Consider the following 25,774-nt stretch of genomic DNA (forward strand, 5'->3'; position numbering starts at 1 on the left):
CCCCCGATGAGCACCCCCTTCCACCTCGCCGTCGCCCTCGACGGCGCCGGCTGGCACCCCGCCGCGTGGCGCGAGCCCGACGCCCGCCCGACCGAGCTGCTCACCCCCCGGTACTGGGTCGACCTGGTGCAGGAGGCCGAGCGCGGCCTGCTCGACCTGGTCACCATCGAGGACGGCCTGTCCCTGCAGTCCACCGACCGCCAGGGCCCGGACGAGCGCACCGACCAGGTGCGCGGCCGGCTGGACGCCGTCCAGGTCGCCGCCCGGGTCGCGCCGCTGACGTCGGCGATCGGGCTGGTGCCGACCGCGATCGCCACCCACACCGAGCCGTTCCACCTGTCCAAGGCGATCGCCACCCTCGACTACGTGAGCACCGGCCGCGCCGGCGTCCGGGTCAAGGTCAGCAGCAGCCCGGCCGAGGCCGCCCACATCGGCCGCCGCGCGGTCCTCGGCACCGACGACCTGTTCGCCGAGGCCGCCGACTGGGTCGAGGTGCTCCGCCGGCTCTGGGACAGCTGGGAGGACGACGCGGAGGTCCGCGACGTCGCCACCGGCCGGTTCGTCGACCGGGAGAAGCTGCACTACATCGACTTCGAGGGCCGGTTCTTCTCGGTGAAGGGCCCCTCGATCACGCCCCGGCCGCCGCAGGGCCAGCCGGTGGTGGCGGCGCTGGCGCACCAGCAGCTGCCGTACGAGTTCGTGGCCGGCAGCACCGACCTGGGGTTCGTCACCCCGACGGACGCCGCCGACGCCGGCCGCATCCTGGGCCTGGTGCGCACCGCCCAGGACGCCGCCGGCCGGGCCGCGGAGACCGTGCACGTGTTCGGCGACCTGGTCGTGTTCCTGGACGACGACGCCGCGACCGCCCGCGCCCGCCGCGACCGGCTCGACGAGCGCGCCAGGGCCGGGTACCGCAGCGATGCCGCCGTCTACGTCGGGACCCCGGCCGGGCTGGCCGACCAGCTCACCGAGTGGGCGCAGGCCGGGCTGACCGGGTTCCGGCTCCGGCCGGCGACCCTGCCGCACGACCTGCGGCAGGTCACCACCGGCCTGGTGCCCGAGCTGCAGCGCCGCGGCCTGTTCCGGACGGCCTACGAGGCGTCCACCCTGCGCGGCCTGCTCGGGCTCCCGCGCCCCGCCAACCGCTACGCCACCGCCTGAGGACGCCGTCATGACCAAGCAGGTCCACCTCGCCGCGCACTTCCCCGGCGTCAACAACACCACCGTGTGGAGCGACCCGGCCGCCGGCAGCCACATCGAGTTCTCCTCGTTCGTCCGCTTCGCCCAGGCCGCCGAGCGCGGGAAGTTCGACTTCCTGTTCCTCGCCGAGGGGCTGCGGCTGCGCGAGCAGAACGGCGCGATCTACGACCTGGACGTCGTCGGCCGCCCGGACACCTTCACCGTGCTCGCGGCGCTGGCCGCGGTCACCGAGCACCTCGGCCTGGCCGGCACGATCAACTCGACGTTCAACGAGCCCTACGAGGTGGCCCGCCAGTTCGCCTCGCTGGACCACCTGTCCGGCGGCCGGGCGGCCTGGAACGTCGTCACCTCCTGGGACGCGTTCACCGGGGAGAACTTCCGCCGCGGCGGCTTCCTGGCCCAGGACCAGCGCTACGAGCGGGCCCGCACCTTCCTGGCCACCGTGCAGGAGCTGCTGGACAGCTGGCGGGGGGACGAGGTCGTCGCCGACCCGGCCAGCGGGGTGTTCCTCGCCGACCCGGCCGCGGGCACCTTCGCGCACACCGACGCGCACTTCGACATCTCCGGCCGCTTCGACGTCCCGCGCAGCCCGCAGGGCCGGCCGGTCGTCTTCCAGGCCGGCGACTCCGAGGAGGGCCGCGAGTTCGCCGCCTCGGCGGCCGACGCGATCTTCAGCCGGCACGGCACCAAGGAGGCCGGCCAGGCCTTCTACGCCGACGTCAAGGGCCGGCTGGCGAAGTACGGCCGGACCCCGGCAGACCTGCTGATCCTCCCGGCCGCCACCTTCGTGATCGGTGAGACCGACGCGGAGGCCGCCGAGCTCGCCGCCGAGGTGCGCCGGCAGCAGGTGTCCGGGCAGACGGCGCTGCGCAAGCTCGAGGAGGTCTGGAACCGGGACCTCTCCGGCTACGACCCCGACGGCCCGCTGCCCGAGGTCGACCCGCTGGTCGGCGAGCACACCGTGGCCCGGGGCCGGGCCAGCGTGCGGATGAACCGCGACCCGCTGGCGGTCGCCAGGGCCTGGCGCGAGCAGGCCGACGCCAAGGGCCTGTCGATCCGCGAGCTGATGATCGAGACCAGCAGCCGGCAGTCGTTCATCGGCAGCCCGACCACCGTCGCCGAGCAGATGATCGACCTGGTGCAGTCCGACGCCAGCGACGGCTTCATCCTGGTCCCGCACATCACCCCCGGCGGCCTGGACCCGGTGGTGGACTCCGTCGTCCCGGTGCTGCAGGAACGCGGGGTCTACCGCACGGAGTACCCGGGGACGACGCTGCGCGACAACCTCGGCCTGCCCCCGCTCGGCGGTGCCGCGTGACCGCCCCGCTCGCCGAGGACTTCCGCGCCGTGATGGCCGGGGTCGCCACCCCGGTCTCGGTCGTCACCACCCTCACCGACGGGCACCCGCACGGGACGACGGTGAGCGCGTTCGCCTCGCTGTCGATGAGCCCGCCGATGGTGCTGGTCAGCCTGGACCGCGGGTCGGAGCTGCTGGCCCGGCTCGACCACGGCAGCGTCTTCGGGGTCAACGTGCTGGCCAGTGACCAGGCGGCGCTCGCGCTGGCGTTCGCCCGCAAGGGCAGCGACAAGTTCACCGGTGTCGACTGGGTGGCGGACGCCGGCGCCCCGCGGCTGACCGGCAGCCCCGGCTGGCTGGCCTGCACGGTGAGCCGGCTGGTCGAGGGCGGGGACCACGTGATCGTGCTCGGCGAGGTGCACCGGGCGGCGACCACCGAGGCGGCGCCGCTGACCTACCACGCACGCACCTTCGGCACCCACGCCCAGGTGGCCTGAGCCGGCTCAGCCGGGGACGTGCGCGTGCGGCGGCCGCTCGGCCACCACACCGGCGTCCGGCCCCGGGAAGACCACGCAGGTGTGGTCCTCGCCCAGCCAGCGGACGACGTAGGGCGGGGAGCCGTCGCCGTGCGGCACCTCGACGATCTCGCCCACCCGTTCGGGCTGGTCGGTGACCCGCCCGTGCACCACCAGCCACTCACCGGTCCGAGCCTGCACGACCACCACTCCCCGGAGCGTCGACGGAGGGTCACCGATGATGCTGGGCCCCCCTGCCGGGGCTGTCCAGGGGTCCGGGCGCGGCGGCTCAGCGACCTCGGGAGGGCAGCAGGCCCTCCTCGTGGTCGAGCTCCCGCTCGAGGATCCGCAGCCCCTCGTCGGGCAGCCGTGCGGCGTCCCGCCAGCGCAGCAGCTCCTCGCGCTGGGCGGCGATGACCGCCCGGCGCAGCCGGAGCGCCGCCTCGTAGGTCGGTGACAGCGGGATGTCGCCGCCCTCCGCGGTCTCGAGCACGTCCAGCCGGTGCCGGTAGCGGTCCAGCCGGTGGGTCAGCTGGGCCCGCAGCGTCGCGATGGCGCGGTCGTCGACGTCGTCGTGCTCCTCGGACTGCATGGTCTCCAGCCGGGCGAGCCCGGCCTCGGCGGCGGCGATCCGGGCCTGGTTGCGCAGCCGGGCCTCGTCGGCCTGGTCGGCCCGGCAGCCCAGCGCCCGGACCAGCGGCGCGAAGGTCAGGCCCTGCCCGACCAGGGTCACCAGCACGGCGAGGAACGCGCAGAACAGCAGCAGGTCGCGGTCGGGGAAGGGCGCCCCGCTGTCGGTGACCAGCGGCAGGGTGAAGATCGCGGCCAGGCTGATCACGCCGCGGGTCCCGGCCCAGCTGAGGACGACGATCTCGCGGACGCTGAGCCGGTCGCTGAACCGCGCGCCGTCGAGGTCCTGGCCGCCCAGCCGGCTGTGCATCGACCGGGGGAGGGACTCGGTGAGCAGCATCCACAGCGGCCGGACCAGCAGCACGCAGCCCACGGTGATGCCCGCGGCGGTCAGGATGGTCGAGGTCTCGTACTGGCCCAACCCGCGGATGACGGTCGGCAGCTGCTGGCCGATCAGCAGGAAGACGATGCCCTCGAGCAGGAAGTCGACCAGCCGCCACACGGCGTCGGTCTGCAGCCGGCTGGCACCCGACGTCCAGTACGGGGTGTTGTGCCCGATGACCAGGCCCGCGACGACGACGGCGAGCACCCCGGAGACGTGCAGCGCCTCGCCGAGCAGGTAGGCGACGAACGGGGTGGCCAGCGAGATCGCGTTCGACGACAGCGGGTCGCGGCGCAGCCTCCGCAGCGGCCGGACGCCGAACGCGACGGCCAGCCCGGCGGCCACCCCGCCGGCGGCAGCGACCACGAACTCGCCGATCGCCGCGGGCGTGGAGAACCCCTCGCCCTGCGCCGCGGTGACCGCCACGGTGAGCAGCGTCAGCGCGGTCGCGTCGTTGAGCAGCCCCTCGCCCTGGATGAGGGTGATCAGCTTCGGGGGGAGCCCCACCTTGCGGCCGACCGACAGCGCGGCCACCGGGTCCGGCGGCGCCACCGCCGCACCGAGCGCGATGCCGGCGGCCAGCGTGGCGCCGGTGACGAACAGGTCGAAGCCGACGCCGATGAGCACGGCGGTGACCAGCACGAGCAGCACCGACAGGCTCACCACGGTGCGCAGGTTCCGGCGGATCGCGGTCAGCGAGGAGTCCAGCGCCGCGCTGTAGAGCAGCGGCGGGAGCACCAGGGTCAGCACCAGGTGCGGGTCCAGGGTCACGTTGGGGCCGGGCAGCAGCGCGTAGCCGATGCCGGCCAGGGTGAGCAGCGCCGCGGCCGGCAGCCCGGTCCGGTCGGCGACCCACCGGACGGCCACGATCACCGCCACCGCGCCGAGGACCAGCAGCAACATCGTCTCGGCGCTCACCTCCCCATCCTCCCTGACCGGCCGGCAGCCCCCGGGACGTCGGGACGTGAAGTCAGCCGCCGACGGTCTGGCCACCCCACTCCTCGGGGTCGACGTCCCGCACCGTGCGCGTCAGCTCCCAGCGGTGCCCGGCGGGGTCCTCCAGCGTGCACTCGCGCTCGCCGTACTCCCGGTCCACCGGCTCCTGCAGCACGCGGGCTCCCCGAGCGCGGGCGCGGGCGCAGACGGCGTCCACGTCGGCCACCCGGATCTTGAGCTCGGAGGTCACCTGCCCGGCCACCGGTGGCCGCCGGTCCCCGCTCGCCTCGGCGACGATCACCGCGCCGTCGGCGCCGACGGCCAGCTGGGCGCGGTGCCCCTCGCCGATCCGCACCCGCTCGCGGAACCCGAACGCGTCGGTCAGCCAGGCGACGGCCGCCCGCACGTCCGGGTACGTCAGCACCGGGATGACGGTCGCCGAGGGCGCGGAGCGGTTGGTGGTCATCCCGGTGTCCTACACCCGCGACACGTCCCGAGGGGCATCGCGCACAGGAACGGCACAGCGGACGTCCGGTGCCGGGACAGCGCCGGACGGTTCCGTGGCACCTGCGCGACACCGCACGGCTCCGGCCCGGTCGTCGCCGGTCCACCTCACCGCCACCGTTGGGAAGCCGATGTCACCGTTCCTCCTGCCCGCCGCCGACCTCGTCGCGATCAGCCTGCTGACGTTCGGGGTCTACTTCCCGCGCCACCGCCGCCGCGACCTCGTCGTCGCCTACCTGGCGGTGAACGTCGGCGTGCTCGCCGTCGCCACGGTGCTGGCCGGCAGCACGGTCGGCGCGGGGCTCGGGCTGGGCCTGTTCGGGGTGCTGTCGATCATCCGGCTGCGCTCGACGGAGCTCGACCAGCACGAGGTGGCCTACTACTTCTCCGCGCTCGCGCTCGGCCTGCTCGGCGGGCTCGGCACAGGACCGGCCCTGCCGCTGGCGCTGATGGCGCTGGTCGTCGCGGTGCTCTACGTCGCCGGCCACCCGCGGCTGCTGCGCCGGTACCGCCAGCACGGGATGCTCCTGGACCGCGCGTTCACCGACGAGACCGCGCTGACCGCCCACCTCGAGGGTGTGCTCGGCGCCCGGGTGCACCAGGTGACGGTGCAGCGGGTCGACCTGGTCAACGACACGACGCTGGTCGACGTCCGCTACCAGGCCGCGGACCGGCCGACCCCCGCCGTTCCGGCCGCTGACCCGCGCTTCGGCGCGGTGGTCCGGTGACGGCGCTGCGCACCGCCGCGGACCTCAAGCCGATCGGGTTGGCCGAGCTGGTCGAGCGGGCGGCGCTGCAGACCCGCGTCGACCGCAAGTACCTGGTCCCGCACGGCACCGCCGAGGAGGTCCTGGCCGGCCTCGGCGGCGCGGCACGGGTGCTGGAGATCGGCGGGCAGCGGGACTCCGGCTACGGGTCGCTGTACTTCGACACCCCCGAGCTGACCAGCTACCACCTCGCCGCCCGGGGCCGGCGGCGGCGCTTCAAGGTGCGCCGCCGCAGCTACCTCGACACCGGCCAGGCCTACCTCGAGGTCAAGACCCGCGGCAGCCGCGGCAGCACGGTGAAGGAGCGGACGCCGGACGAGGACAGCGCCGCCCCCGGCCTGGACCCCGAGCGCCGCCGGTTCGTCGACGACGTCCTCGGCCGGTCCGGGATCGACGCCGTCGCCGGGCGGCTGCAGCCGGTGCTCGGCACCCGGTACCAGCGCACCACGCTCTTCCTCCCCGCCTCCGCCAGCCGGCTCACCGTCGACACCGACCTGACCTGGGTCGTGCCCGGTGGGCCGGTGCTGGACCTCGCCGGCACGGCGGTCGTCGAGACCAAGTCCAGCTCCACCCCGTCCGCCGCCGACCGGTGGCTCTGGCGGCACGGCCACCGCCCCTCCCGGGTGTCCAAGTACGGCACCGGGCTGGCCGCCCTGCACCAGCACCTCCCGGCCAACCGGTGGCACCCGGTGCTGAGCCGGCACTTCGACCTCCACCCCACCGACACCACCCAGGAGCGCACCGCCTCATGAAGCTCACCAAGCTCCGGCACGGCCTCTCTGCCGTCGCCCTCGCCGCCGTCCTCGCCGGGTGCTCGGCGTCGGGCAGCACCGGCACCAGCACGGCCGCCGCGGACAGCTCGGCCGTCGTCTCCGACGCCGTCGCCAGCAGTGTCGGCACCACCGTCACCGACGCGCTGGCGGCGAACGCGGCCGCCACCGACGACCCGGACGCCGCGGCCTACGACGCCGCGGACGCGGTCGCGGTCGACCTGTCCGCCGACTCCACCGACGCCGCGGGTGTCACCCTCGCCGACGGCACGGTCACCATCGGCGCGGCCGGGAACTACGTGCTCAGCGGCACGCTGGCCGGCCAGGTCGTCGTCGACACCGACGGCGCGGTGACCCTCGTCCTGGACGGCGCCGACATCACCTCCGGCACCACCGCGGCGCTCGCGGTGATGCGCGCGGAGTCTGCGGTGGTCGTGCTGGCCGACGGGTCGAGCAACTCCCTCGCCGACGCCGCGCAGTACGCCGCCGCCGACGAGGAGCCCAACGCCGCGCTGTACAGCGCCGCCGACCTGACGATCACCGGCACCGGCGCGCTGACCGTCACCGGCAACGCGAACGACGGCATCGCCGGCAAGGACGCCCTGGTCGTCCAGTCCGGCACGATCACCGTCGACGCGGTGGACGACGGCATCCGCGGCAAGGACCTGCTCGTCGTCCGGGACGGCACCCTCACCGTCACCGCCGGCGGCGACGGGCTCAAGGCCGACGACGCCGAGGACGCGGCGGCAGGCTACGTGTACCTGGCCGGCGGCACGGTCACCGTCACCGCCGGTGGCGACGGCGTCCAGGCGGTCACCGACGTGCTCGTCGGCGGTGGCACGCTCGACGTCACCGCGGGCGGCGGCAGCGCGCAGACCGTGGCCGACGACGCCTCCGCCAAGGGCCTGAAGGGCGACGTCAGCGTGGTGGTCGGTGGCGGCACGGTCGACGTGGACGCCGCCGACGACGCCGTGGGCAGCGACGGCGCGGTGCGCATCACCGACGGCACGCTGACCCTGGCCAGCGGCGACGACGGCGTGCACGCCGACACCGACCTCACCATCGCCGGCGGCACCCTCACCGTCACCGGCTCCTACGAGGGCCTGGAGAGCGCGGCGGTGACCGTCGCCGGTGGGGACGTCGACGTCACCGCCTCCGACGACGGCGTCAACGTGTCCGACGGGACGACGAGCTCCGGCGCCATGCAGGGCGGCGGCGAGGGCGCGCAGGACGTGCTGCTGACCATCAGCGGCGGCACGCTGACCGTCGACTCCGGGGGCGACGGGCTGGACTCCAACGGGTCGGCCACGATGACCGGCGGCACCGTCACGGTGAGCGGACCGACCGACGCCGGCAACGGCGCGCTCGACGTGAACGGCACCTTCGTGGTCTCCGGCGGGACGCTGCTGGCCACCGGCAGCTCCGGGATGCTCGTCTCCCCGGACAGCTCCTCGACGCAGGGCTGGGTCTCCGCCGTCCTGACCTCGACGGCTGCGGCCGGCGACACCGTGCAGCTCGTCGCCGCCGACGGCACCGTCGTCGGCTCCACCGTGGTGACCAAGGACGCGCAGGCGGTCGTGTTCTCCTCCGCCGACGTCACCGCGGGGGAGACCTACACGGTGACCGTCGACGGCGCCGACGCCGGCACCGCCACCGCGGGCGAGGCGGCGGCCGGCTCGGGCATGGGCGGCATGGGTGGCGGGCCGATGGGCGGCGGACGCCCCGGCGACAACTGAGCCACCCCGCGACCGCACCGCTGGTGGTCCTCCGGTGGCTCGTGCTCTGCTCACCGTGGTGAGCAGAGCACGAGCCGCACCCGGGGAGACCGCATGCGCCCGATCCGCGTCCTGACCAACCTCGGCGTCCCCGACGTCGAGGAGGCGAAGGGCTTCTACACCGGCTTCCTCGGGCTGAGCACCGAGGAGTTCTCGCTGGGCTGGGTCGCCCGGTTCACCTCACCCGACACCGGGGCGAGCGTCCAGCTGGTCACCCGGGACGCGACGGCGCCGGAGGACTCGGCCATGTCGGTGCAGACCGACGACGTCGACGCCGCCTACGCCGAGGCCCAGCAGCTCGGGTACGAGATCGTGCACCCGCTGACGACCGAGGCGTGGGGCGTGCGGTTCTTCGTCCGCGCCCCCGACGGAACGGTGGTCAACATCGCCGGGCACGCCGGCTGAGGGTCAGCGCTCGTCGTTGGGGTAGACGACGCCGAGCTGCGCGCGGACGCCGTCGAGCAGCCGCATGGTGGCCAGCGAGTGCTCCAGCGGCATGACCGGGCTCTCGGTGAGCCCCTGCTGCAGGCAGCGGGTGACCTCGCGCAGCTCGTGCACGTAGCCGGAGCCGACCAGCTCGAACTCCTCGGTGCGCACCTCGCCCTTGCTCACCTCGACGTCCAGCCGGGTCGGCCGGTAGACGGCGTCCGGCCCCTGCGCCCGGACCCAGCCCTCGCTGCCGGCGACGATCACGGTGTTCGGCGACCGGGCCAGCAGCGAGGTGGTGATCTGGGCCTGCGCGCCGGAGGCGTAGATCAAGGTCAGCGCATTCTGCGCGTCGACGCCCTCGGCGTTCAGCGTGCCCAGCGCCGTCACTGCCTCGGGCAGCCCGAGGGTGCCCCAGGCCCACAGCAGCGGGTACACGGCGAGGTCGAGCAGGGCGCCGCCACCGTCGGCCCGGCCCCACAGCCGGCTGGCCGGGTCCTGCCGGGCGCGGAAGCCGATCTCGGCGCCGACCCACTGCACGGTGCCGATCTCCCCGGACGTGGCGATCTCCAGGGCGCGCTGGAAGGAGGGCAGGAACCGGGTCCAGACCGCCTCCATCAGGAACACGTCGTGCTCGCGGGCCAGGTCGACGAGCTGCTGCGTCTCCCGGGCGTTGATGGTCAGCGGCTTCTCGCAGAGCACCGCCTTGCCGGCCCGCAGCGCCGCGGCCACCACCTCGGCGTGCTGGGCGTGCGGCGTGGCGACGTAGACCGCCTCGACGTCGGGGTCGGCGAACAGCGCCTGGTAGCCCAGCCGCTCGTCGGTGTCGGAGTACGAGGTGGCGAAACCGAACCGCTCGGCGAACTCCGCGGCCCGGTCGGCCCGCCGGGAGCTGACCGCGTGCAGCACCGCGTCGGGCAGCAGCGCCAGGTCGGCGGTCACCGTGGCGGCGATGGCGCCGGTGGCCACCACGCCCCACCGGACGGGCCGCCCGGTCGCGGTCAGCGGGTCGGCGTCGAGGAGCTCGGGGCGGGCGATGAACGGCGAGGTCACGTGCCCCACGTTATGGGAGCCGGGCATGGCAGCATCCGCCGCGTGACCGACGCACCCAAGGGCCCGGCCAGCTACTTCCCGTCCATCGAGGCGAAGTACGGCCGCCCGATCGCCGAGTGGCAGGACCTCCCGCCAAAGGCGCGCTCTCGGCGGTGGGGCCGTCAGTTCGGGACGGCGGTGGCGAGGGCGGCGCCGGTGACCTGGGCGAGCAGCGCCTCGGCGTCCTCGACGTGCTCACCACGCCAGGCCACGTGCTGGTCGGGGCGGACGAGCACCAGGTCGGCGCCGCACAGCTCGCGCAGCCGGGGGTGCGCGCTGAGGTCGACGACCTGCAGCGGTACGTCGGCGCGGGCCGCGGCCTCGGCCAGCGGCCGGGGGTCGGCGTCCGGGCCGAGCTGCAGCACGGTGAACTCCTCGCCCAGCAGGTCGTAGACCGAGCGGCCGTCGGGCAGCCAGGTGTGCGGCAGCCGCGCCCCGGGGTGCGCCGAGGGGGTGTAGGTGGTCACCATCGGCTCCGGCCGCGGCCCGCCCGACGGGACGACGAGCGGCGAGTCCGGGTAGTCGTAGCCCAGCACCAGGCCGAGGCTGTGGAACTCCGGGTCCTTGACCACCAGCGCGGCGGCGACGGCGGATCGCAGCTCCACGCCGCGCCGCCCGTCGTCGTCCAGGTCCCCGGCGGCGAAGGACGGCGCGAGGAACGCCTCCTGGGCGCCGGCGGCGGCGATGGTGCGCTCGGCGACCGGCCGCCGCTCCGCCTCGTAGCTGTCCAGCAGCGCCTCGGGGGCCCAGCCCCGCAGCACGGCGGCGAGCTTCCAGCCCAGGTTGACCGCGTCGCCGACGCAGGTGTTGAACCCGTGCCCGCCCCATGGCGGGTTCAGGTGCGCGGCGTCGCCGACCAGCAGCACCCGCTGGCCGCGGTACCGGTCCACGAGCAGCATCCGGGCCGACCACGGGTCGGTGGCCAGCACGTCGACGTCGATGTCGGCACCGGCCAGGGCGCGCACCAGCGCCACCGGGTCGACGTCCCCGGCGGTGGCGTCGACGCCCTGGACGATCGCCCACCAGGTGCCGTCGAGGTCCAGCCGGCCCATCAGCCCGCCGCGCTCGGCGCCGATGACCCAGTAGTGCACGCCGAGCGCGCACAGCTCCCGGGTCTCCAGGTCCGCGGACCGGAAGGTGACGCTCAGGTTCGGCAGGCTGCCCGAGGAACCCTCGTAGCGCGCACCGACGGCGCGCCGGCTCACCCCGGAGCTGCCGTCGGAGCCGAGCAGCCAGTCGGCCAGCACCTCGTGCCGTTCGCCGTCCGGACCCTCCAGCACGGCCTGCGCGGCGTCCGGGCCGTCGGTGACCTGCACCGCCCGCCAGCCGACCAGGGTGGTGACCGTGGGCAACTCGGCGACGGCGTCCCGGAGCACCTGCTCGACCAGCGGCTGCGGGGCCTGCTGGCCGGCCTCGGCGTACAGCTCGCGCGGCGACGTCGTCAGCCCGAAGGCCTCCGGGAACCGGGTGATCTCGTGGCCGAACAGCCCGGTGCAGAAGACGACGTCCTGCGCGTGCGCGACCGGCAGCGGCGCCGCAGTGCGCAGCCGGTCGGCAAGCCCCCAGCGGCGCAGGTGCTCCATGGTGCGCACGCTGGTCGTCTTGGCGCGCGGGCGCAGCGGGTCGAGCGTGGTGCGCGGCTCGACGACGAGCACGTCGATGCCGCGGCGGCCGAGCTCGATCGCGGCGGCCAGGCCGCTGGGCCCACCGCCGACGATCAGCACCGGCACGGAGGCAGGCACGGCGGTCATCGGGTCTCCTGTCCTGAGCTGCGGTGCCCAGTGGGCTGAGAGGGGGAGGCGTCGGGCGTCCGGGCCGGCGACGCCGGTCCAGCATCGGTGGCGGGCGTCACGTCGCCGTAGCCCGATGCCATTGACCGGCAGGGCGAGACGGGCCCGTCCGGGATCAGGTCCGGCCGGCCTGCCACTGCCGGACCCAGGCCCGGCCGTAGTCGTTGCCGTGCGGGGTGCGCAGCACGGTGTGCACGTGGAAGGGCTGCGGGGTGTCGTAGTCGAGGAAGACGCCGCAGTGGTGGTCCAGCTCGGCGATGAGCACCGGGGACTGGACGCGGTAGTAGAAGACGTCGCCGGGCTGCCAGCCGCCGATCCAGCAGAACCAGGTCTCGTCCAGGTGCGCGGCGACCTCCCGAAGCCGGGCCCGGCGGGGCCCCTCGGGCAGCGGCCGCACGAAGGCCTCCGCAATGGCCAGCGCCGTTCGCTGCGCGGCCTCTGGCAGGTCGGCGACCCGGACGCCCTCCAGCGGGATGACCCGGTTGTCCTGGAATGCGCCGGCCAGGTGCCGCTCGTCGCCGGGGTGCACCCGGCCGGCGGGCATGGCCGGGTCCACCATCTGCGCGTACACGGTGGCCTCGGCGCGTTGCTCGTCGGTGAGGGCGGCCATCAGGTCGGTGCCCAGGGTGATCCGGTCGGCGAAGACGTCGCGCAGCCCGGCGCGGGGGCCGGCGTCGATCTCGTCGGGCTCGGCGCCGAGGAAGACCGGGGACACGCTCATCCGGCCCTCGACGACCAGGCAGTTGACCGCAGCGTGGTGTCCGAACAGCTGCCAGCCCCAGGGGGCGCGCTCGTCGGGGGTGCCGTAGACAGCGATGTTGTAGGACCACTCGTTGAGGACCGACTCGAGGTCGACGACCTCACCGAGGAAGCCGTTGATCTGCATCATCGCGGTGACCAGCCGGGAGCCCTCCGGCGACAGCGACGCCCCGACCAGGGCGAGCGCCTTGTCCCGGACCTCCTGCGGCTGCAGTTCCAACCGCAGCCCGGTGTCGAACTGCATGAACTCCGGGTTGGCCCAGGTCTGCCACTCCGGCGCGTCGACCGGGAAGCAGGCGCGGGCGCGGTCCTCCGGGGTCAGCGCGGCCAGGAGGTCCTCCGCCGCCGCGACCATCTCGGCCACCGGCGCCTCCTCGCCGGGCTCGGCCGGGGTGAGCGGGTACAGGTCCTCGCGCAGCACGCCGTCGGAGGTGACCCCGCGGAACTCGGACAGGTACAGCGAAGTCCAGCCCTCGACCAGCCCGCCGGTGAAGGTGCCGGGGGTGCGGGCGTGCTCCCGGTACGCGTAGGGGTCCATGCCGCGGACCTCGGCCAGCCGGGGGTGGTCGTGCGAGAAGAGGTACTGCCGGAACTCACCGCTCATGGCGCGCCTCATTGGGCACCACGGTGTTGCGGAGCACGCCGAGCCGGTCGACCTCGACCTCGACGACGTCGCCGGGCTGCAGCAGCCACGGCGGGGTGCGGGAGTAGCCGACGCCGGACGGCGTGCCGGTGGCCAGCAGGTCACCGGGGCGCAGGGTGAACGTCTGCGAGATCAGCGCGAGGGTGTCGCCGACGGTGTAGACCATCTGGTCGGTCGTGCCGTCCTGCACCGTCTCCCCGTTGACCCGGGTCCGCACCCGCAGTCCGTCGCGCAGGTCGCCGACCTCGGCGGCCGGCACGAGCGGGCCGAGGGGCCCGGAGTCGTCCCCGTTCTTGCCGAGGATCCACTGCGAGGTGAGCTTCTGCGCCCGCCGCGAGGTGAGGTCGTTGAAGGTCGAGTAGCCGACGACGGCGGCCAGCGCCTGCTCCGGAGTGGCGTCGAGGAGGGTCTGCCCGACGTAGACCATCACCTCGCCCTCCCAGTCCAGCCCGTCCTCGTTGGCCGGCACCGGCACCGGAGCGCCGTCCACGGTCAGCGACTGGGTCCACCGGGCGAACAGCGTCGGGTACGGCGGGACGCCCTCGGCGGCGTAGGAGCCCTCGGCGACGTGCTTGAGGTAGTTCAGCCCGATGCAGATCACCCGGGCGCCGGGCAGCACCGGCGGCACGAACTCCACGTCGCCGGCGGCCACGGTCTCGCCGGTCGCCTCGCCGGCCAGGTGCCCGGCGGCGTCCGCCCAGAAGTCCGCCAGCCCGGCCAGCACGGTGACCTGTCCGCCGTCCGCGGACAGCGCGGCCACCTCCACCGGGCCGCCCTCGCGGCGGATGCCCACGATCCTCATGCCGGGTCCCCATCGATCAGGTGCCGCCGCATGAAGGCGACGGTGCGGGCCAGCGCGTCGGTGGCCGCGTCGGGGGCGCCGAGCCACATGTGGTCGGCGCCGTCGTAGGTGTGCAGCTCGGCGTCGGGCAACCGCTCGGCGAGCCGCTCGCTCTGCACGCACGGGACGAACCGGTCGGCCCGGCCGTGCAGCAGCAGGAAGGGGGGTGCGGCGGGGGAGGCGTGGGTGACCGGGCTGGCCTGCGCTGCCCGGTCGGGCACCTCCGCCGCGGGTGCGCCGAGCAGCTGCGCCTCCCGCGTCCCGCGGTCGGTCGGGTCGGTGCCGAGGTCGGTGGTGAAGCCGACGAGGTCGCTGGGGGCGTACCAGGCGGCGACGGCGGCCACCCGGCTCGACGGGCCGGTCACGCCGACCTCGCCCTCCAGCGCCGCGTCGTCCGGGGTGAGGCCGAGCAGCTCGGCCAGGTGCCCGCCGGCCGACTCGCCCCACGAGGCGATCCGGTCGGCGTCCAGACCCAGCTCCGCCGCGCGGGAGCGCAGCCAGCGGACGGCGGCCTTGGCGTCGTGCAGCTGGGCGGGCCAGATCGCCTCGCCGGAGAGCCGGTAGTCCACGCTCGCCACCGCGACGCCGGCCTGCGCGACCCGCTCGAACGGGGTCGGGTCGGCGTCCCGGTAGGCGGGCCCGGCGGTGTGCCGGCTGCCCAGCCGCCAGCCGCCGCCGTGCAGGAACACCACGACCGGCGCGGGGCCTGTGTCCGCCGGGAGGTACAGGTCCAGCTCCAGCGGCCGCGCGCCGGGCAGCGCCGCGTACGGCACGCCGGTGAGCACCCGGACACCGCCGGCGCCGGTCCGGGCGGGCGGCAGCGGCGCGGCGTGGGCAGGCGGGGGCAGCGGCAGGGCGGGGGCGGGCACGGTCCTCCTCAGGACACGGGTTCGGCGCCGAACCCTGCACGGGGTTCGGCGCCGAACCCGGGGGACGGGTGGCGGGAAGCGCGGGTCAGGCGGTGGGCTCGGGCCACTCGAAGTCGCGCATGAACTGCATGTTGTGCTGCTGCGCGGCCGCCTGCATGCGCGGGAAGTCGGGGATGAACGGCGGCTGGTCAGGGCTCGTCGAGTCCGTGGGCGTGCCCATGTGCTGGAAGAACCGCTCGAACCCGCCGGAGAGGGTGCCCATCATCCGGGCGTCCTCCACGATCTGGTAGGCGTGCGCGAAGCCGGCCGGCACGTAGCCGAAGTCGCCGGGCGTGAGCAGCTGGGACTGCTTGGCGCCCTCGCCGTCCTCGAAGAACAGCCGGACCTTGCCCTCGAGCACGTAGAACGTCTCGTGGGTCGCGTTGTGCGAGTGCGTCGGGATGACGTCGCCGGCGGGGGAGCTGCTGGTGATGATGCCGAACTGGTTCTCGGTCTCGTCGCCGGAGAGGAGCACGGTGAACACGTCGCCGAAGAGCTTGGCGTGCTCGCCCTCGCCGCGGCGGAGGACGTAGGGCTGCGGCTTGCCGGGCAGCACGCCCTGCCACTGCGGACCCTTCGCGGGGTCGATCAGGTACTCGAAGCTCATGGCTGCTCCCGGGTGAGGGTCGGCGTTGACTGGTCCGAGCTTCGGTGACCGGGGTCACCAGCACCCAGGGCTGTGCCATTCAGCGGCAACGATCCTCGGGCGCGGAGCCGCCGGGGAGGGGCAGGATGCCTGCATGCCCCTGTTCACCGGCGTCGGCGTCGCCCTGGTCACCCTCTTCCGCCCCGACGGCACCCTGGACGCGCCGGTCACCGCCGACCTCGCGGCGCGGCTGGCCGGGCTCGGCGTGCGCTGCGTCCTCGTCGCCGGGACGACGGGGGAGGCGGCCACGCTCACCCCGGACGAGCGCGACGAGCTCATCACCGCCGTCCGTGCCGGCCTGCCCGCCGACGTGCCCGTGCTCGCGGGCACCGGTGCACCGACCGGGCGGCAGGCCGCGGAGCTGACCGAGCGCGCCTTCGCCGCCGGCGCCGACGCCGTCCTCGCGCTGTCCCCGCCCGGGGTCGCCGACCCGCGGCCGTACTACGAGGCGATCGCCAAGGCGGCGACCGGTCCGCTGCTGGCCTACCACTTCCCGGGCGCGTCGCAGCCCGGCATCCCCGTCGACCTGCTGCCCGAGCTGCCGGTGAGCGGGCTGAAGGACTCCTCCGGCGACGCCGCCCGGATGCTGCACGAGCGGGAGGTCTTCCCCGGCGACCTGTACACCGGTGCGACCAGCCTGCTCGGCCTGTGCGGGACGACCGGTGCGGCCGGGGGTCTGGTGGCGGCGGCCAACGCGGCCCCCGAGGACTGCGTCGCGGCGTTCGCCGGGAACGGTGCCGCCCAGGTGCGGGCCCAGGCAGCCGACCGGGCGGCCGCCGTCGACTTCCCCGCCGGCTACAAGCGCGCCGCCGCCGAGCGCTTCGGCACCTCCGTCGTCACCCGGGTCGGTCTCTGAGTCAGTGTGATTCGCGGCTGACCTGCGACCCGCTGGAGCCGCGGAGGAAGTCCAGGTCGGCGCCGGTGTCGGCCTGCAGCACGTGGTCGACGTAGAGCCGCTCCCAGCCCCGCGCGGGCCGGGCGAAGGCGGCGGTCGTGGCCTCGCTCGGGGTGCGGGCGGCCAGCTCGGCGTCGTCCACCTCGACGTCGATCCGGCGCGCCGCGACGTCCAGGCTGATCACGTCCCCGGTCCGGACCAGGGCGAGCGGGCCGCCGGCCGCGGCCTCCGGGGCCACGTGCAGGACGACGGTGCCGTAGGCGGTGCCGGACATCCGGCCGTCGCAGACGCGCACCATGTCCCGCACCCCCTGCTCGAGCAGCTTCCGCGGCAGCGGCATGTTGGCCACTTCGGGCATGCCCGGGTAGCCCCTGGGCCCGCAGCCGCGCAGCACCAGCACCGAGTCGGCGTCGACGTCGAGGTCCGGGTCGTCGATGCGGGCGTGGAAGTCCTCGATCGAGTCGAAGACGACCGCCCGGCCGCGGTGCCGCATCAGGTGCGGTGACGCGGCGGCCGGCTTCACCACCGCGCCGCCCGGGGCGAGGTTGCCCCGGAGGACGGCGATGCCGCCGTGGTCGACCAGCGGCGCCCGGCGCGGCCGGATGACCTCGGGGTCCCAGACCGGGGCGTCGTCCAGGTGGTCGACGAGCGGCCGGCCGGTGACGGTCAGCGCCGAGGGGTCGAGCAGGTCGCGCACCTCGCCGAGCACCGCGAGCAGACCGCCCGCGCGGTGCAGGTCCTCCATGAGGAACCGGCCGGCCGGCAGCAGGTCCACCAGCACCGGCACCCCGGACCCGATCCGGTCGAAGTCGTCGAGGGTGAGGTCGATGCCCAGCCGCCCGGCGATCGCCAGCAGGTGGACGACGGCGTTGGTGGAGCCGCCGATCGCGGCCAGCGCCACGATCGCGTTGGCGAACGAGGCCCGGGTCAGGAAGGTCGACGGGCGGCGGTCGGCGGCCACCATCTCGACGACGAGCCGGCCGGTGCCGTGCGCGGCCTCCAGCAACCGGCTGTCGGCGGCCGGGGTGCCGGCCAGCCCCGGGACGACGGTGCCCAGGGCCTCGGCCACCAGCGCCATCGTCGAGGCGGTGCCCATCGTGTTGCAGTGGCCGCGGCTGCGGATCATCGCCGACTCCGAGCGGGTGAAGTCCTCCGCCGAGAGCGTGCCGGCCCGCACCTCCTCCGACAGCCGGAACACGTCGGTGCCGCAGCCCAGGGGCACCCCGCGGAAGGTGCCGGTCAGCATCGGGCCGCCGGGGACGACGACAGCGGGGAGGTCGACCGACGCGGCGGCCATGAGCAGCGAGGGGATCGTCTTGTCGCAGCCGCCGAGCAGCACCAGCCCGTCGACCGGGTTGGCGCGGAACGCCTCCTCCATCTGCATCGCGGCGAGGTTGCGCCACAGCATCGCCGTCGGCCGGACCTGCGTCTCACCGAGGCCCATCACCGGCAGCTCCAGCGGCGTACCGCCGGCGGCGTGGACGCCGTCGCGCACCGCGGCGGCCACCTCGGTCAGGTGCCGGTTGCACGGCACGAGGTCCGAGGCGGTGTTCGCGATGGCGATCTGCGGCCGGTCGAACGCGTCGTCCGGTGCGCCGCGGCGCATCCACGCCCGGTGGATGTAGGCGTTGCGGACGTCGCCGGAGTACCACTGCGTGCTGCGGAGGGCCACGGCCGACATCCTGTCCCTCATGTCCGGGACCATGCGAGCCGTCGTCCTCACCGGTCCGGGGGAGTGCTCCGTGCGCGAGGTGCCCGTCCCGGAGGCGACGCCCGGCGAGGTCGTCGTCGAGGTGGAGCGCGCCGGGGTCTGCGGCACCGACGTCGAGCTGTTCACCGGGGAGCTGTCCTACCTGCAGACCGGCCACTCCTCGTACCCGCTGCGGCCCGGGCACGAGTGGTCCGGCCGGGTCCGCGAGGTCGGCGCCGGCGTCGACCCGGCCTGGCTGGGCCGTCGGGTCACGGGCGACACGATGCTGGGCGACCGCACCTGCCGGCGCTGCCGCCGGGGGCGGCAGCACGTGTGCGAGGACCGGCAGGAGGTGGGCATCCGCGGCGGCCGGGCCGGTGCGCTCGCCGAACGGCTCGCCGTGCCCGCCTGGTCGGTGAAGGAGCTCCCGGACACCGTCGACCCGGTCCTCGGCGCGCTGGTCGAGCCGGGCGGCAACGCCTGGCGGGCGGCGCACGCCGCGGAGGTCGGGGCCGGTGACCGGGCCCTGGTCATCGGCCCCGGGACGATCGGCCTGCTGACGGCGATGTTCCTGCGCGCGGCCGGGGTCGAGGTCCACCTGCTGGGCGTCACCGACGCCTCCCTGGACTTCGCCCGCGGGCTCGGCTTCGACGCCGCCCGGACCCGGCCGGCGCTGCCCCTCGACGCCGTCGTCGACGCCTCGACCGCGCCCGGCTCACCGGCGCTGGCGGTGGACCTCGTAGAGCCGGGCGGGCGGGTGGTCTGCATCGGCATCGCCGGCACGCCGAGCACCGTCGACACCCGGACCCTGCTGCTCAAGGACGTCACCGCCGTCGGCGTCCTGTCCGGGTCCCCGGGCCTGGACGCCACGATCGCCGCCTACGCCGGCGGCGCGGTGGACCCGCGGCCGCTCGTGGCGGCGACCGTGGGCCTCGAGCAGGTGGGTGCCGTGCTCGCCGGGGAGCGGCCCGCGGGCCGTGGCCCGAAGGTCCACGTCGACCCGCGGGCCTGACGGCTCGGTAGCACGGGGCAGCGTTGAAGTTCTCGGATCTTGACTTGAGGTGATGGCTCTCGGTTCCGAGGAGTCATCACATGCCGGTCACTACTCTCGCCCTGACCGCGGAGCTGCCTGAGCTCGGTGGGTCGCTGAGCTGGTCGCAGCTGGAGGCATGGGCGGTGGCGATGCGCGAGGAACTGCCGGCGGCAGCCCTGGCTGCGGCGTTGGAGGAGCTGCAGGACAGGCTCATCGATCGGGTGTGTGGCCGGAAGTGGCTGCCGGTGCGGGAGCTGCCGGCGCCGTTCGGCTGCCCGGGGTGTGGGGTGATGAGCGACTTCGAGCGCAAGGGCAAGCGCACCCGGCTGCGGAAGTTCAGCACCGCCGCGGGGGTGGTGGAGATCCGGCTGGCCAACGTCGGCTGCCGGTCCTGCCGGCGGGTGTTCGCCCCACTGCTCCTGCTGCTGGATCTGTCGGGCAAGAGGCGCACCGACCGGCTGATGGTGGAACTGGCCGAGCTGGCCACGCAGATGTCCTTCGCCCGGGCCGGTGCGGTCGCCGCCTCCTTCGGGCTGCCGGGCTCGGCCGGGCGGGCGCATGCCGCGGTGGCCGATCTGGCGCCGCTGCTCGATGGCGTCGGGCGCCCGGACGTGCCCGGAGCGCCCGCCGGTGCCCAGGTGGTCATCTTCGATGGCACCGGGATGCGTGCGGGGCGGCGCCGGTTGGGCGTCAACGGCAACATCGCCCTGGGCGTGACCGGGAGGGGCGGGCCGCGCCGGCGGCGGCGGGCCACCACGACCCTGCTCGGGCTGACCGTGGGCCAACCGTGGTCGGCGATGGCCGACCAGCTCCGCGACCTGCGCCCGCCGGCGATGGTCGTCGTCGACGGTGAACTGGCGATCACCACGCTGGCCCAGACGCTGTGGCCCGACGTGCCGATCCAGCGCTGCTGGTGGCACCTGCCCCGCGCACTGCGCTGGGCCCTCTACGCCGACAAGGCACCAGCAGCCTGGGCCAACACCAGGCGCACCGAGCTGACCGACCTTCTGCACCGGGTCGCCCGTGAACGCCTCACCCACGCCCAGGCGCTGGCCGCCTACGACGCCTTCACCGCGAGTGTCACCGCCGAGGGCCACCACGCCGCCGGTGAGCTGCTCGCCGGCGCCCGCGACCAGGTCTTCACCTGCCTGCGCCCCGAACTCCGCGCCCGCCTGGCCCACCTCGGCGGACCCGAACTCGGCTCCGGTGTCCTCGAGCGGGTCATGCGCGAACTCAACGCCCGCACCGACATCGGCGGCAGCCGCTGGTCCATCGAAGGCCTACGCGACCTGCTGACCGTGAAGCTGGCCCAGATGACCGACCACCCGGCGTGGACCACACTGACCCAGTCCCTACGCCCACCCAACGCCATCGCCTTCAACATCAAGACGCTGAACTTCAACGCTGCTTGACGCTACCGACGGCTCACTCCAGCCCGTTGCGCTTCGCGATCTCGCCCAGCCAGGCCAGGCTCGGCTTCGGCGTCCGGACGAACGTCCCGCGGTCCACCGCAACCAGCCCGAAGGTGGGGGCGAAGCCGAGCATCCACTCGAAGTTGTCCAGCAGGCTCCAGTGCACGTAGCCGCGCACGTCCGCGCCGTCGGCGATCGCCGCGGCCAGCCCCCGCAGCGCGTCGGTGGTGAACCGGATGCGGTCGGAGTCGTCGGCGGTGGCGATCCCGTTCTCGGTGACCAGCAACGGGGTGTCCGGCAGCACCGAGGCGGCGTGCCGGACAGCCGCGCCCAGCGCCTCGGGACGGCGCTCCATGCCGTGCGCCAGCGTCTGCTGGTCCGCCGGCGGGGCGATGAGCCCGTCGGCACCGAACCGCTGCGCGGTGTAGATCTGCAGCCCGATGAAGTCGTCGCCCGCCGCGGCGTGCAGGAACTGGTCCATCATCGCGGTGCGCGCGGACTCCAGGTGCTCCGCGCCGCCGCCCTCGTCGATGTACTCCAGCCCGACGATCGTCATCCCGGCCGGGGGTGACCCGGCGCCGCGGAGCACCTCCATGCTGCGGCCGTGCAGGCCGATCAGCGCCTCCGAGACCGCCTGGTCGGGCACCGGCAGACCCTTGATCTCCTCGCCGCGGCGGGCCATCCCGCCGATGACCGGCTGGACGGCCATCAGGTTCGGCTCGTTGAGCGTGGCGACGTACGCCGCGTCGCGGACGGCGGGCAGCGCCAGCTCGGTGAACCGGGCGATCCGGTCGCCGGTCTTCGGGCCCGTCCAGCCGCCGTCGTGCATCAGCCAGCGCGGCATCGTGAAGTGCACCAGGGTGGCGATCGGGGTGAGCCCGCGGTCCCGGCAGCCGTCGACGATGCGCCGGTAGTGGTCCAGTGCTGCGCGGGAGACCTCGCTCTCCTCGGGCTCGATCCGGCTCCACTCCAGGCTGAACCGGTAGGTGTCCAGCCCGGCCCCGGCCACCAGGTCGAGGTCCTCCTCCCAGCGGTGCCAGGAGTCGCAGGCGTCGCCGCTGGACTCGACGAACGGGGAGTGCGGGGCGTGCTCCATCTCCCAGTGGTCGTTGTTGACGTTGCCGCCCTCGACCTGGTGCGCGGCGGTGGCCGTGCCCCAGAGGAAACCGTCGGGGAAGGTGGTCATGCGGGGACCTCCAGGGTCTCGGGGATGCGCGCGGTCGCGACGACGTCGGCCATGAGGGTCAGGGCAGAGTCGACCGGCCCGATGTCCGGGCGGGTGTTGAGGAAGCCGTGCAGCATGCCGACCGCGGTGACCTGGCGGACGTCGACGCCGGCAAGCGCGAGCTGCGCGACGAACGCCTCCCCGGAGCTGCGCAGGTCGTCGTACTCGGCGTTGATCACCAGCGTCGGGCAGAGACCGTCGAGGACGGCGAGCGCGCCGAACGCGTAGCCGTCGGCCGACGACAGCGGCCCGCCCAGGTAGTTGGTGTTGAAGAAGTCGGTGTCCTTCGGCAGGAACCGCAGCAGCGCCGGGACCTCGGCCATCTTGGCGGCCAGCGAGGCCGACGCGGGGGGCAGCACCGCGTGCGCCACCGGGTAGATGGGCAGCAGCGCCGCCGGCGGCCGCCCGTCGGCGTCGCGCAGCTTGAGTGCCACGCCGATGGCGAGGTTGCCGCCGGCGCTGGCGCCGCCGATCGAGAGCCGGGCCGGGTCGATGCCGAGCGCGTCGGCGTTGTCCCGGGTCCAGCGGAACGCGGCCACGACGTCGTCGTGCGGCACCGGGTGGTGCACACCGCCGTGGCAGAGCCGGTAGTCGACGCTCACCACCACGGCCCCGGCGCGGTCGGCCATCTGCCGGGCGGTCCAGTCGGCCTCGGGCATATCCAGGTCGCCGCCGAGGAACGCGCCGCCGTGCAGCCACACCAGGCCCGGCCGGTCGGCGTCGTCGCCGTCGGGCAGGTAGACGCGCACCGGGACCGGGCCGTGCGGGCCGTCGACCGTCTCGTCCCGGGTCCGCACCTGCGGCGGTAGCGGGGCGCCGGTGATCGACATGAACTCGTCCAGCCGGGCGCGCTGGTCCGGGTCGGCCATCGCCGCCTCGAAGGAGGTCAGGCCCTCGAGCAGGTGGAAGTTCGACGCGATGGCAGGGTGGATCGGCACGGCGCTCCTCGGTGGTCGACAGCGGTGTCAGCTCGCCGCGAGCATGCGTGACGCCGCTCACCGTGATCACCACCGCTGCCGCCCAATGGCAGAGGAGTCGACTACACCGACCCCGGCGCCCGGCGGGCACCCAGCCCGCGGGAGATGCCCCGGGCGGCCGTGCGCACCGCCGGGCCGAGCAGCCGGGGCTCGGCGTTCTCCGCCGGGACGACGACAGACAGCGCCGCGACCACCGCGCCCTGCGCGTCGTGCACCGGCGCGGCCACCGAGACGATCGGCCCGGGGGCGCCGCGGCGGAAGGTGGCCAGGCCCTCCCGGCGGATCTCGGCCAGCGTGCGGCGCAGCGCGGCGGGGGAGACCGGGACCTTCTCCGGCTGGTGGATCAGCGGCTGGGCGAGCACCTGCTCCTGGAACGCGGAGTCGGCGAAGGCCAGCAGCACCAGCCCGACCCCGGTGGAGTGCAGCGGCATCCGGCCGCCGGGCCGGTACAGCGCGGCGACGGCGCCGTGCGAGGACAGCCGCTCCACCAGCAGCGCCTCCTCGCCCTCGCGGACGGCGAGCAGCACGTGCTGGCGGGTGACCTCCTCCAGGTCGCCCATGAACGGCAGCGCCACCTGGCGCAGGCCGTGCCCGCGCGGGGTCAGCGAGGCGACCTCCCACAGCCGCAGCCCGATGGAGAACCGGGCGTCGGCGCCGCGCTCCAGGGCGCCCCACTCCAGCAGCCGCCCGGCGAGGCGCAGCGCGGAGCTGGCCGGGATGCCGCTGCGCCGGCTCAGCTCGCTGAGGCTCAGGTACGGGTGGCCGGCGTCGAAGGCGCCGAGCAGCGCGAGCGCCCGGTCGACCACCGGCTCTCCCTGCGGCGGGCGGCGGCCGCGCACCCGGACAGCGGGCTCGTCCTCGGTCACGGGCGGTCCTCCGGGTGATCGTCGATGAGGCGCACACCACAGTTGTCTTCCATTGATCGGCATTGTGCCTGACGTCACGGGAGGGCCGCCCGCATGGTCGACGCCAACGCCGGGACCTCCGGCGCGGCCGAGTCCCCGGCCGATGTGACCCCTCCGTAACGAAGCGAAGGAGCCAGACCGGTATGAAGCCGTTCAGGACTCGCCAGCCCCTCGTGGTGCGCCGCCCGTCGATGATGCGGACCGGTGTGGCCGTCCTCGCCGCCGGTGCGCTCACCTCCCTCGCCGCCTGCGGTGGGAGCAGCGGCGGCGCCAGCGCCAGCGAGAGCGACACCGTGACCATCGCCCTCGACGCGGACGCGGCGCCCAACGGCTACGACCCGCTGCTGTACGCGCAGGGGCAGTTCGAGTTCTTCAGCGGTCTGTACGACGCGCTGTTCGTGACCGCTCCCGACGGCACCGTGACGCCGAGCCTGGTCAGCGACTTCACCAACAACGCCGACAACACCCAGACCACGCTGACCCTCGTCGACGGCGTCACGTTCACCGACGGGAAGCCGCTGGACTCCGCGATCGTCAAGGCCAACCTGGACCGCCGCAGCGACCCGGACCTGGAGGCCTACGGCTCGCTCGCGCCCGGCCAGGCGTCGGAGATCACCGACGTCGCGGCGCCCGACCCGAAGACCGTCGTCATCACCTGGGCCAAGCCGCAGGCGGCACCGGAGAACAACCTGGTCGACACCGCCGGCGTCATCGTCGGCCCCGACGGCGTCGCCGACCCCACCTCGCTGGAGACCACGCCGGACGGCTCGGGCCCGTACACGCTGGACACCGACGAGACGACGCGGGCGAGCTCGTACACCTTCGAGAAGAGCGACGACGCCCGCAACGCCGACGACTGGGCCTACGACACGATCACCTTCAAGGTGATCGTCGACCCGCAGGCCCGGGCCAACGCGGTCGTCTCCGGTCAGGCCGACGTCGCCGGCATCCTCGACCCGGGCACGATCGACCTGGTCGAGTCGCGGCAGAAGACGGTGAGCCAGGGCGGCACCATCGTGGGCTTCTACTTCCTCGACAAGACCGGGGCGACGAACCCGGCCTTCGGCAACGAGAAGGCCCGGCAGGCCATCGGCTACGCGATCGACCGCGAGAAGCTGGTGAGCGACCTGCACGAGGGTTCCCGGGCCACGGCCCAGTTCTTCCCCGAGGACGCCGCCGGATTCGACCCGGCCCTCGACGAGGAGTACGGCTACGACCCGGCGAAGGCCAAGGCGCTGCTGGCCGAGGCGGGCCTCCCGGACGGCTTCGAGTTCGGCGTCACGGTGCTCGGCCAGCCGACCGAGGACCAGGTCGCCGTCCAGGCCCAGCTGGCCGAGGTCGGGATCACGATGGACTTCGTCACCGCCACCTCCACCGACCAGCTGTTCGCCGCGGTGCAGACCGACCCGGTCCTGTTCAACCCGTTCGCCCCGGGCGCGCAGCCGGCCGGCTTCGTGGCCGGTGTCCTCTACGGCGGCTTCCTGAACACGCAGGGTGCCAAGGAGCCGGAGATCGAGGCTGCGCTCGGTGGGGCGCTCGGTGCCACCGGTGACGCCCAGGAGCAGGCGCTGACCGACCTGAACACCGCGCTCACCGCGAACGCCTGGGTCGCCCCGGCCTACGAGGACTTCACCTACTTCGGCTACAACGCCGACGAGGTGGCCGCGCCCTCGTTCGCCGGCACGAACAACTACTTCGTGCTCTCGTCGATCAAGCCCGCCAGCTGACCCGTGCCGGCCGGTGGCCGCGGGGTGAC

General features: G+C 74.5%; 24 protein-coding genes. 11 read left to right on the forward strand and 13 right to left on the reverse strand.

Annotated elements, in window-relative coordinates:
- Positions 1–6 precede the first annotated feature (6 nt).
- From MODMU_RS10405 to MODMU_RS10415, 3 genes are read left to right on the forward strand one after another with little or no spacing between them, the layout of a single operon-like run.
- A complete protein-coding gene (locus MODMU_RS10405) occupies positions 7–1,161 on the forward strand; it encodes an LLM class flavin-dependent oxidoreductase (RefSeq protein WP_014740190.1) in 1,155 nt (384 codons plus the stop codon).
- A gap of 10 nt (positions 1,162–1,171) precedes the next feature.
- A complete protein-coding gene (locus MODMU_RS10410) occupies positions 1,172–2,518 on the forward strand; it encodes an NtaA/DmoA family FMN-dependent monooxygenase (RefSeq protein ID WP_014740191.1) in 1,347 nt (448 codons plus the stop codon).
- Positions 2,515–2,994, forward strand: coding sequence for a flavin reductase family protein (locus MODMU_RS10415; protein WP_014740192.1), 480 nt, complete (start codon positions 2,515–2,517; stop codon positions 2,992–2,994). The genes MODMU_RS10410 and MODMU_RS10415 overlap by 4 nt, the downstream gene beginning before the upstream one ends.
- Before the next feature lie 6 nt (positions 2,995–3,000).
- On the opposite strand, the gene MODMU_RS10420 is transcribed toward MODMU_RS10415, so the two are convergent.
- The 3 genes from MODMU_RS10420 to MODMU_RS10430 all read right to left on the reverse strand — a co-directional run bounded on the left by MODMU_RS10420 (position 3,001) and on the right by MODMU_RS10430 (position 5,426).
- The gene (locus MODMU_RS10420; RefSeq protein ID WP_193375766.1) at positions 3,001–3,213 is read right to left on the reverse strand and encodes a DUF1918 domain-containing protein; all 213 of its coding nucleotides are present in this window, start codon (positions 3,211–3,213) and stop codon (positions 3,001–3,003) included.
- 88 nt (positions 3,214–3,301) lie between these two features.
- Complete coding sequence (locus MODMU_RS10425; protein WP_014740194.1) at positions 3,302–4,942, reverse strand: Na+/H+ antiporter; 1,641 nt, start codon at positions 4,940–4,942, stop codon at positions 3,302–3,304.
- 52 nt (positions 4,943–4,994) lie between these two features.
- The gene (locus MODMU_RS10430; protein ID WP_014740195.1) at positions 4,995–5,426 is read right to left on the reverse strand and encodes a VOC family protein; all 432 of its coding nucleotides are present in this window, start codon (positions 5,424–5,426) and stop codon (positions 4,995–4,997) included.
- Between the two features lie 169 nt (positions 5,427–5,595).
- Between MODMU_RS10430 and MODMU_RS10435 the strand changes: the two genes are divergently transcribed.
- From MODMU_RS10435 to MODMU_RS10450, 4 genes are all read left to right on the forward strand, one after another.
- The gene (locus tag MODMU_RS10435) at positions 5,596–6,192 is read left to right on the forward strand and encodes a DUF4956 domain-containing protein (protein ID WP_014740196.1); all 597 of its coding nucleotides are present in this window, start codon (positions 5,596–5,598) and stop codon (positions 6,190–6,192) included.
- On the forward strand, positions 6,189–6,983 hold the full coding sequence (locus MODMU_RS10440) for a polyphosphate polymerase domain-containing protein (RefSeq protein ID WP_014740197.1): 795 nt from the start codon (positions 6,189–6,191) through the stop codon (positions 6,981–6,983). The genes MODMU_RS10435 and MODMU_RS10440 overlap by 4 nt, the downstream gene beginning before the upstream one ends.
- The gene (locus MODMU_RS10445) at positions 6,980–8,737 is read left to right on the forward strand and encodes a carbohydrate-binding domain-containing protein (RefSeq protein ID WP_014740198.1); all 1,758 of its coding nucleotides are present in this window, start codon (positions 6,980–6,982) and stop codon (positions 8,735–8,737) included. Before MODMU_RS10440 ends, MODMU_RS10445 begins: the two co-directional genes overlap by 4 nt.
- A 93-nt stretch (positions 8,738–8,830) precedes the next feature.
- The gene (locus MODMU_RS10450) at positions 8,831–9,181 is read left to right on the forward strand and encodes a VOC family protein (protein ID WP_014740199.1); all 351 of its coding nucleotides are present in this window, start codon (positions 8,831–8,833) and stop codon (positions 9,179–9,181) included.
- A gap of 3 nt (positions 9,182–9,184) precedes the next feature.
- On the opposite strand, the gene MODMU_RS10455 is transcribed toward MODMU_RS10450, so the two are convergent.
- The 6 genes from MODMU_RS10455 to MODMU_RS10480 form a co-directional block, all read right to left on the reverse strand.
- Entirely contained in the window at positions 9,185–10,255 is a 1,071-nt protein-coding gene (locus MODMU_RS10455) for a Gfo/Idh/MocA family protein (protein ID WP_041795162.1), read from the reverse strand.
- A gap of 161 nt (positions 10,256–10,416) precedes the next feature.
- Positions 10,417–12,045, reverse strand: a complete 1,629-nt coding sequence (locus MODMU_RS10460; protein ID WP_014740201.1) for an FAD-dependent monooxygenase — start codon at positions 12,043–12,045, stop codon at positions 10,417–10,419.
- Between the two features lie 154 nt (positions 12,046–12,199).
- Positions 12,200–13,447, reverse strand: a complete 1,248-nt coding sequence (locus tag MODMU_RS10465) for a DUF3500 domain-containing protein (protein WP_041795164.1) — start codon at positions 13,445–13,447, stop codon at positions 12,200–12,202.
- On the reverse strand, positions 13,437–14,288 hold the full coding sequence (locus tag MODMU_RS10470) for a fumarylacetoacetate hydrolase family protein (protein WP_014740203.1): 852 nt from the start codon (positions 14,286–14,288) through the stop codon (positions 13,437–13,439). Before MODMU_RS10470 ends, MODMU_RS10465 begins: the two co-directional genes overlap by 11 nt.
- A complete protein-coding gene (locus MODMU_RS10475) occupies positions 14,285–15,196 on the reverse strand; it encodes an alpha/beta hydrolase (RefSeq protein ID WP_014740204.1) in 912 nt (303 codons plus the stop codon). Before MODMU_RS10475 ends, MODMU_RS10470 begins: the two co-directional genes overlap by 4 nt.
- An 85-nt stretch (positions 15,197–15,281) precedes the next feature.
- A complete protein-coding gene (locus MODMU_RS10480) occupies positions 15,282–15,842 on the reverse strand; it encodes a quercetin 2,3-dioxygenase (protein ID WP_014740205.1) in 561 nt (186 codons plus the stop codon).
- Between the two features lie 133 nt (positions 15,843–15,975).
- Here MODMU_RS10480 and MODMU_RS26935 point away from each other — a divergent pair, with 133 nt between their 5' ends.
- On the forward strand, positions 15,976–16,737 hold the full coding sequence (locus tag MODMU_RS26935) for a dihydrodipicolinate synthase family protein (protein ID WP_014740206.1): 762 nt from the start codon (positions 15,976–15,978) through the stop codon (positions 16,735–16,737).
- Between the two features lies 1 nt (position 16,738).
- On the opposite strand, the gene MODMU_RS10490 is transcribed toward MODMU_RS26935, so the two are convergent.
- Positions 16,739–18,469, reverse strand: a complete 1,731-nt coding sequence (locus tag MODMU_RS10490) for a dihydroxy-acid dehydratase (RefSeq protein ID WP_231851831.1) — start codon at positions 18,467–18,469, stop codon at positions 16,739–16,741.
- On the opposite strand from MODMU_RS10490, the gene MODMU_RS10495 reads away from it, so the two are divergent.
- Together MODMU_RS10495 and MODMU_RS10500 are read left to right on the forward strand one after the other, a co-directional pair.
- On the forward strand, positions 18,468–19,478 hold the full coding sequence (locus MODMU_RS10495; RefSeq protein ID WP_014740208.1) for a zinc-dependent alcohol dehydrogenase: 1,011 nt from the start codon (positions 18,468–18,470) through the stop codon (positions 19,476–19,478). The genes MODMU_RS10490 and MODMU_RS10495 overlap by 2 nt on opposite strands.
- A gap of 80 nt (positions 19,479–19,558) precedes the next feature.
- Entirely contained in the window at positions 19,559–20,911 is a 1,353-nt protein-coding gene (locus MODMU_RS10500; RefSeq protein ID WP_014738960.1) for a transposase, read from the forward strand.
- 13 nt (positions 20,912–20,924) lie between these two features.
- On the opposite strand, the gene MODMU_RS10505 is transcribed toward MODMU_RS10500, so the two are convergent.
- The 3 genes from MODMU_RS10505 to MODMU_RS10515 all read right to left on the reverse strand — a co-directional run bounded on the left by MODMU_RS10505 (position 20,925) and on the right by MODMU_RS10515 (position 23,979).
- Positions 20,925–22,097 carry a glycoside hydrolase family 1 protein gene (locus MODMU_RS10505; protein WP_014740209.1) on the reverse strand — a complete coding sequence of 391 codons (1,173 nt, stop codon included), beginning with the start codon at positions 22,095–22,097 and terminating at the stop codon, positions 20,925–20,927.
- Positions 22,094–23,074 carry an alpha/beta hydrolase gene (locus tag MODMU_RS10510; protein WP_014740210.1) on the reverse strand — a complete coding sequence of 327 codons (981 nt, stop codon included), beginning with the start codon at positions 23,072–23,074 and terminating at the stop codon, positions 22,094–22,096. The genes MODMU_RS10505 and MODMU_RS10510 overlap by 4 nt, the downstream gene beginning before the upstream one ends.
- Positions 23,075–23,175: 101 nt before the next feature.
- Entirely contained in the window at positions 23,176–23,979 is an 804-nt protein-coding gene (locus MODMU_RS10515) for an IclR family transcriptional regulator (protein WP_231851832.1), read from the reverse strand.
- 182 nt (positions 23,980–24,161) lie between these two features.
- Here MODMU_RS10515 and MODMU_RS10520 point away from each other — a divergent pair, with 182 nt between their 5' ends.
- A complete protein-coding gene (locus tag MODMU_RS10520; protein WP_014740212.1) occupies positions 24,162–25,745 on the forward strand; it encodes an ABC transporter substrate-binding protein in 1,584 nt (527 codons plus the stop codon).
- Positions 25,746–25,774: the final 29 nt, after the last annotated feature.

The sequence above is a fragment of the Modestobacter italicus genome, assembly GCF_000306785.1.
GTDB lineage: Bacteria > Actinomycetota > Actinomycetes > Mycobacteriales > Geodermatophilaceae > Modestobacter > Modestobacter italicus.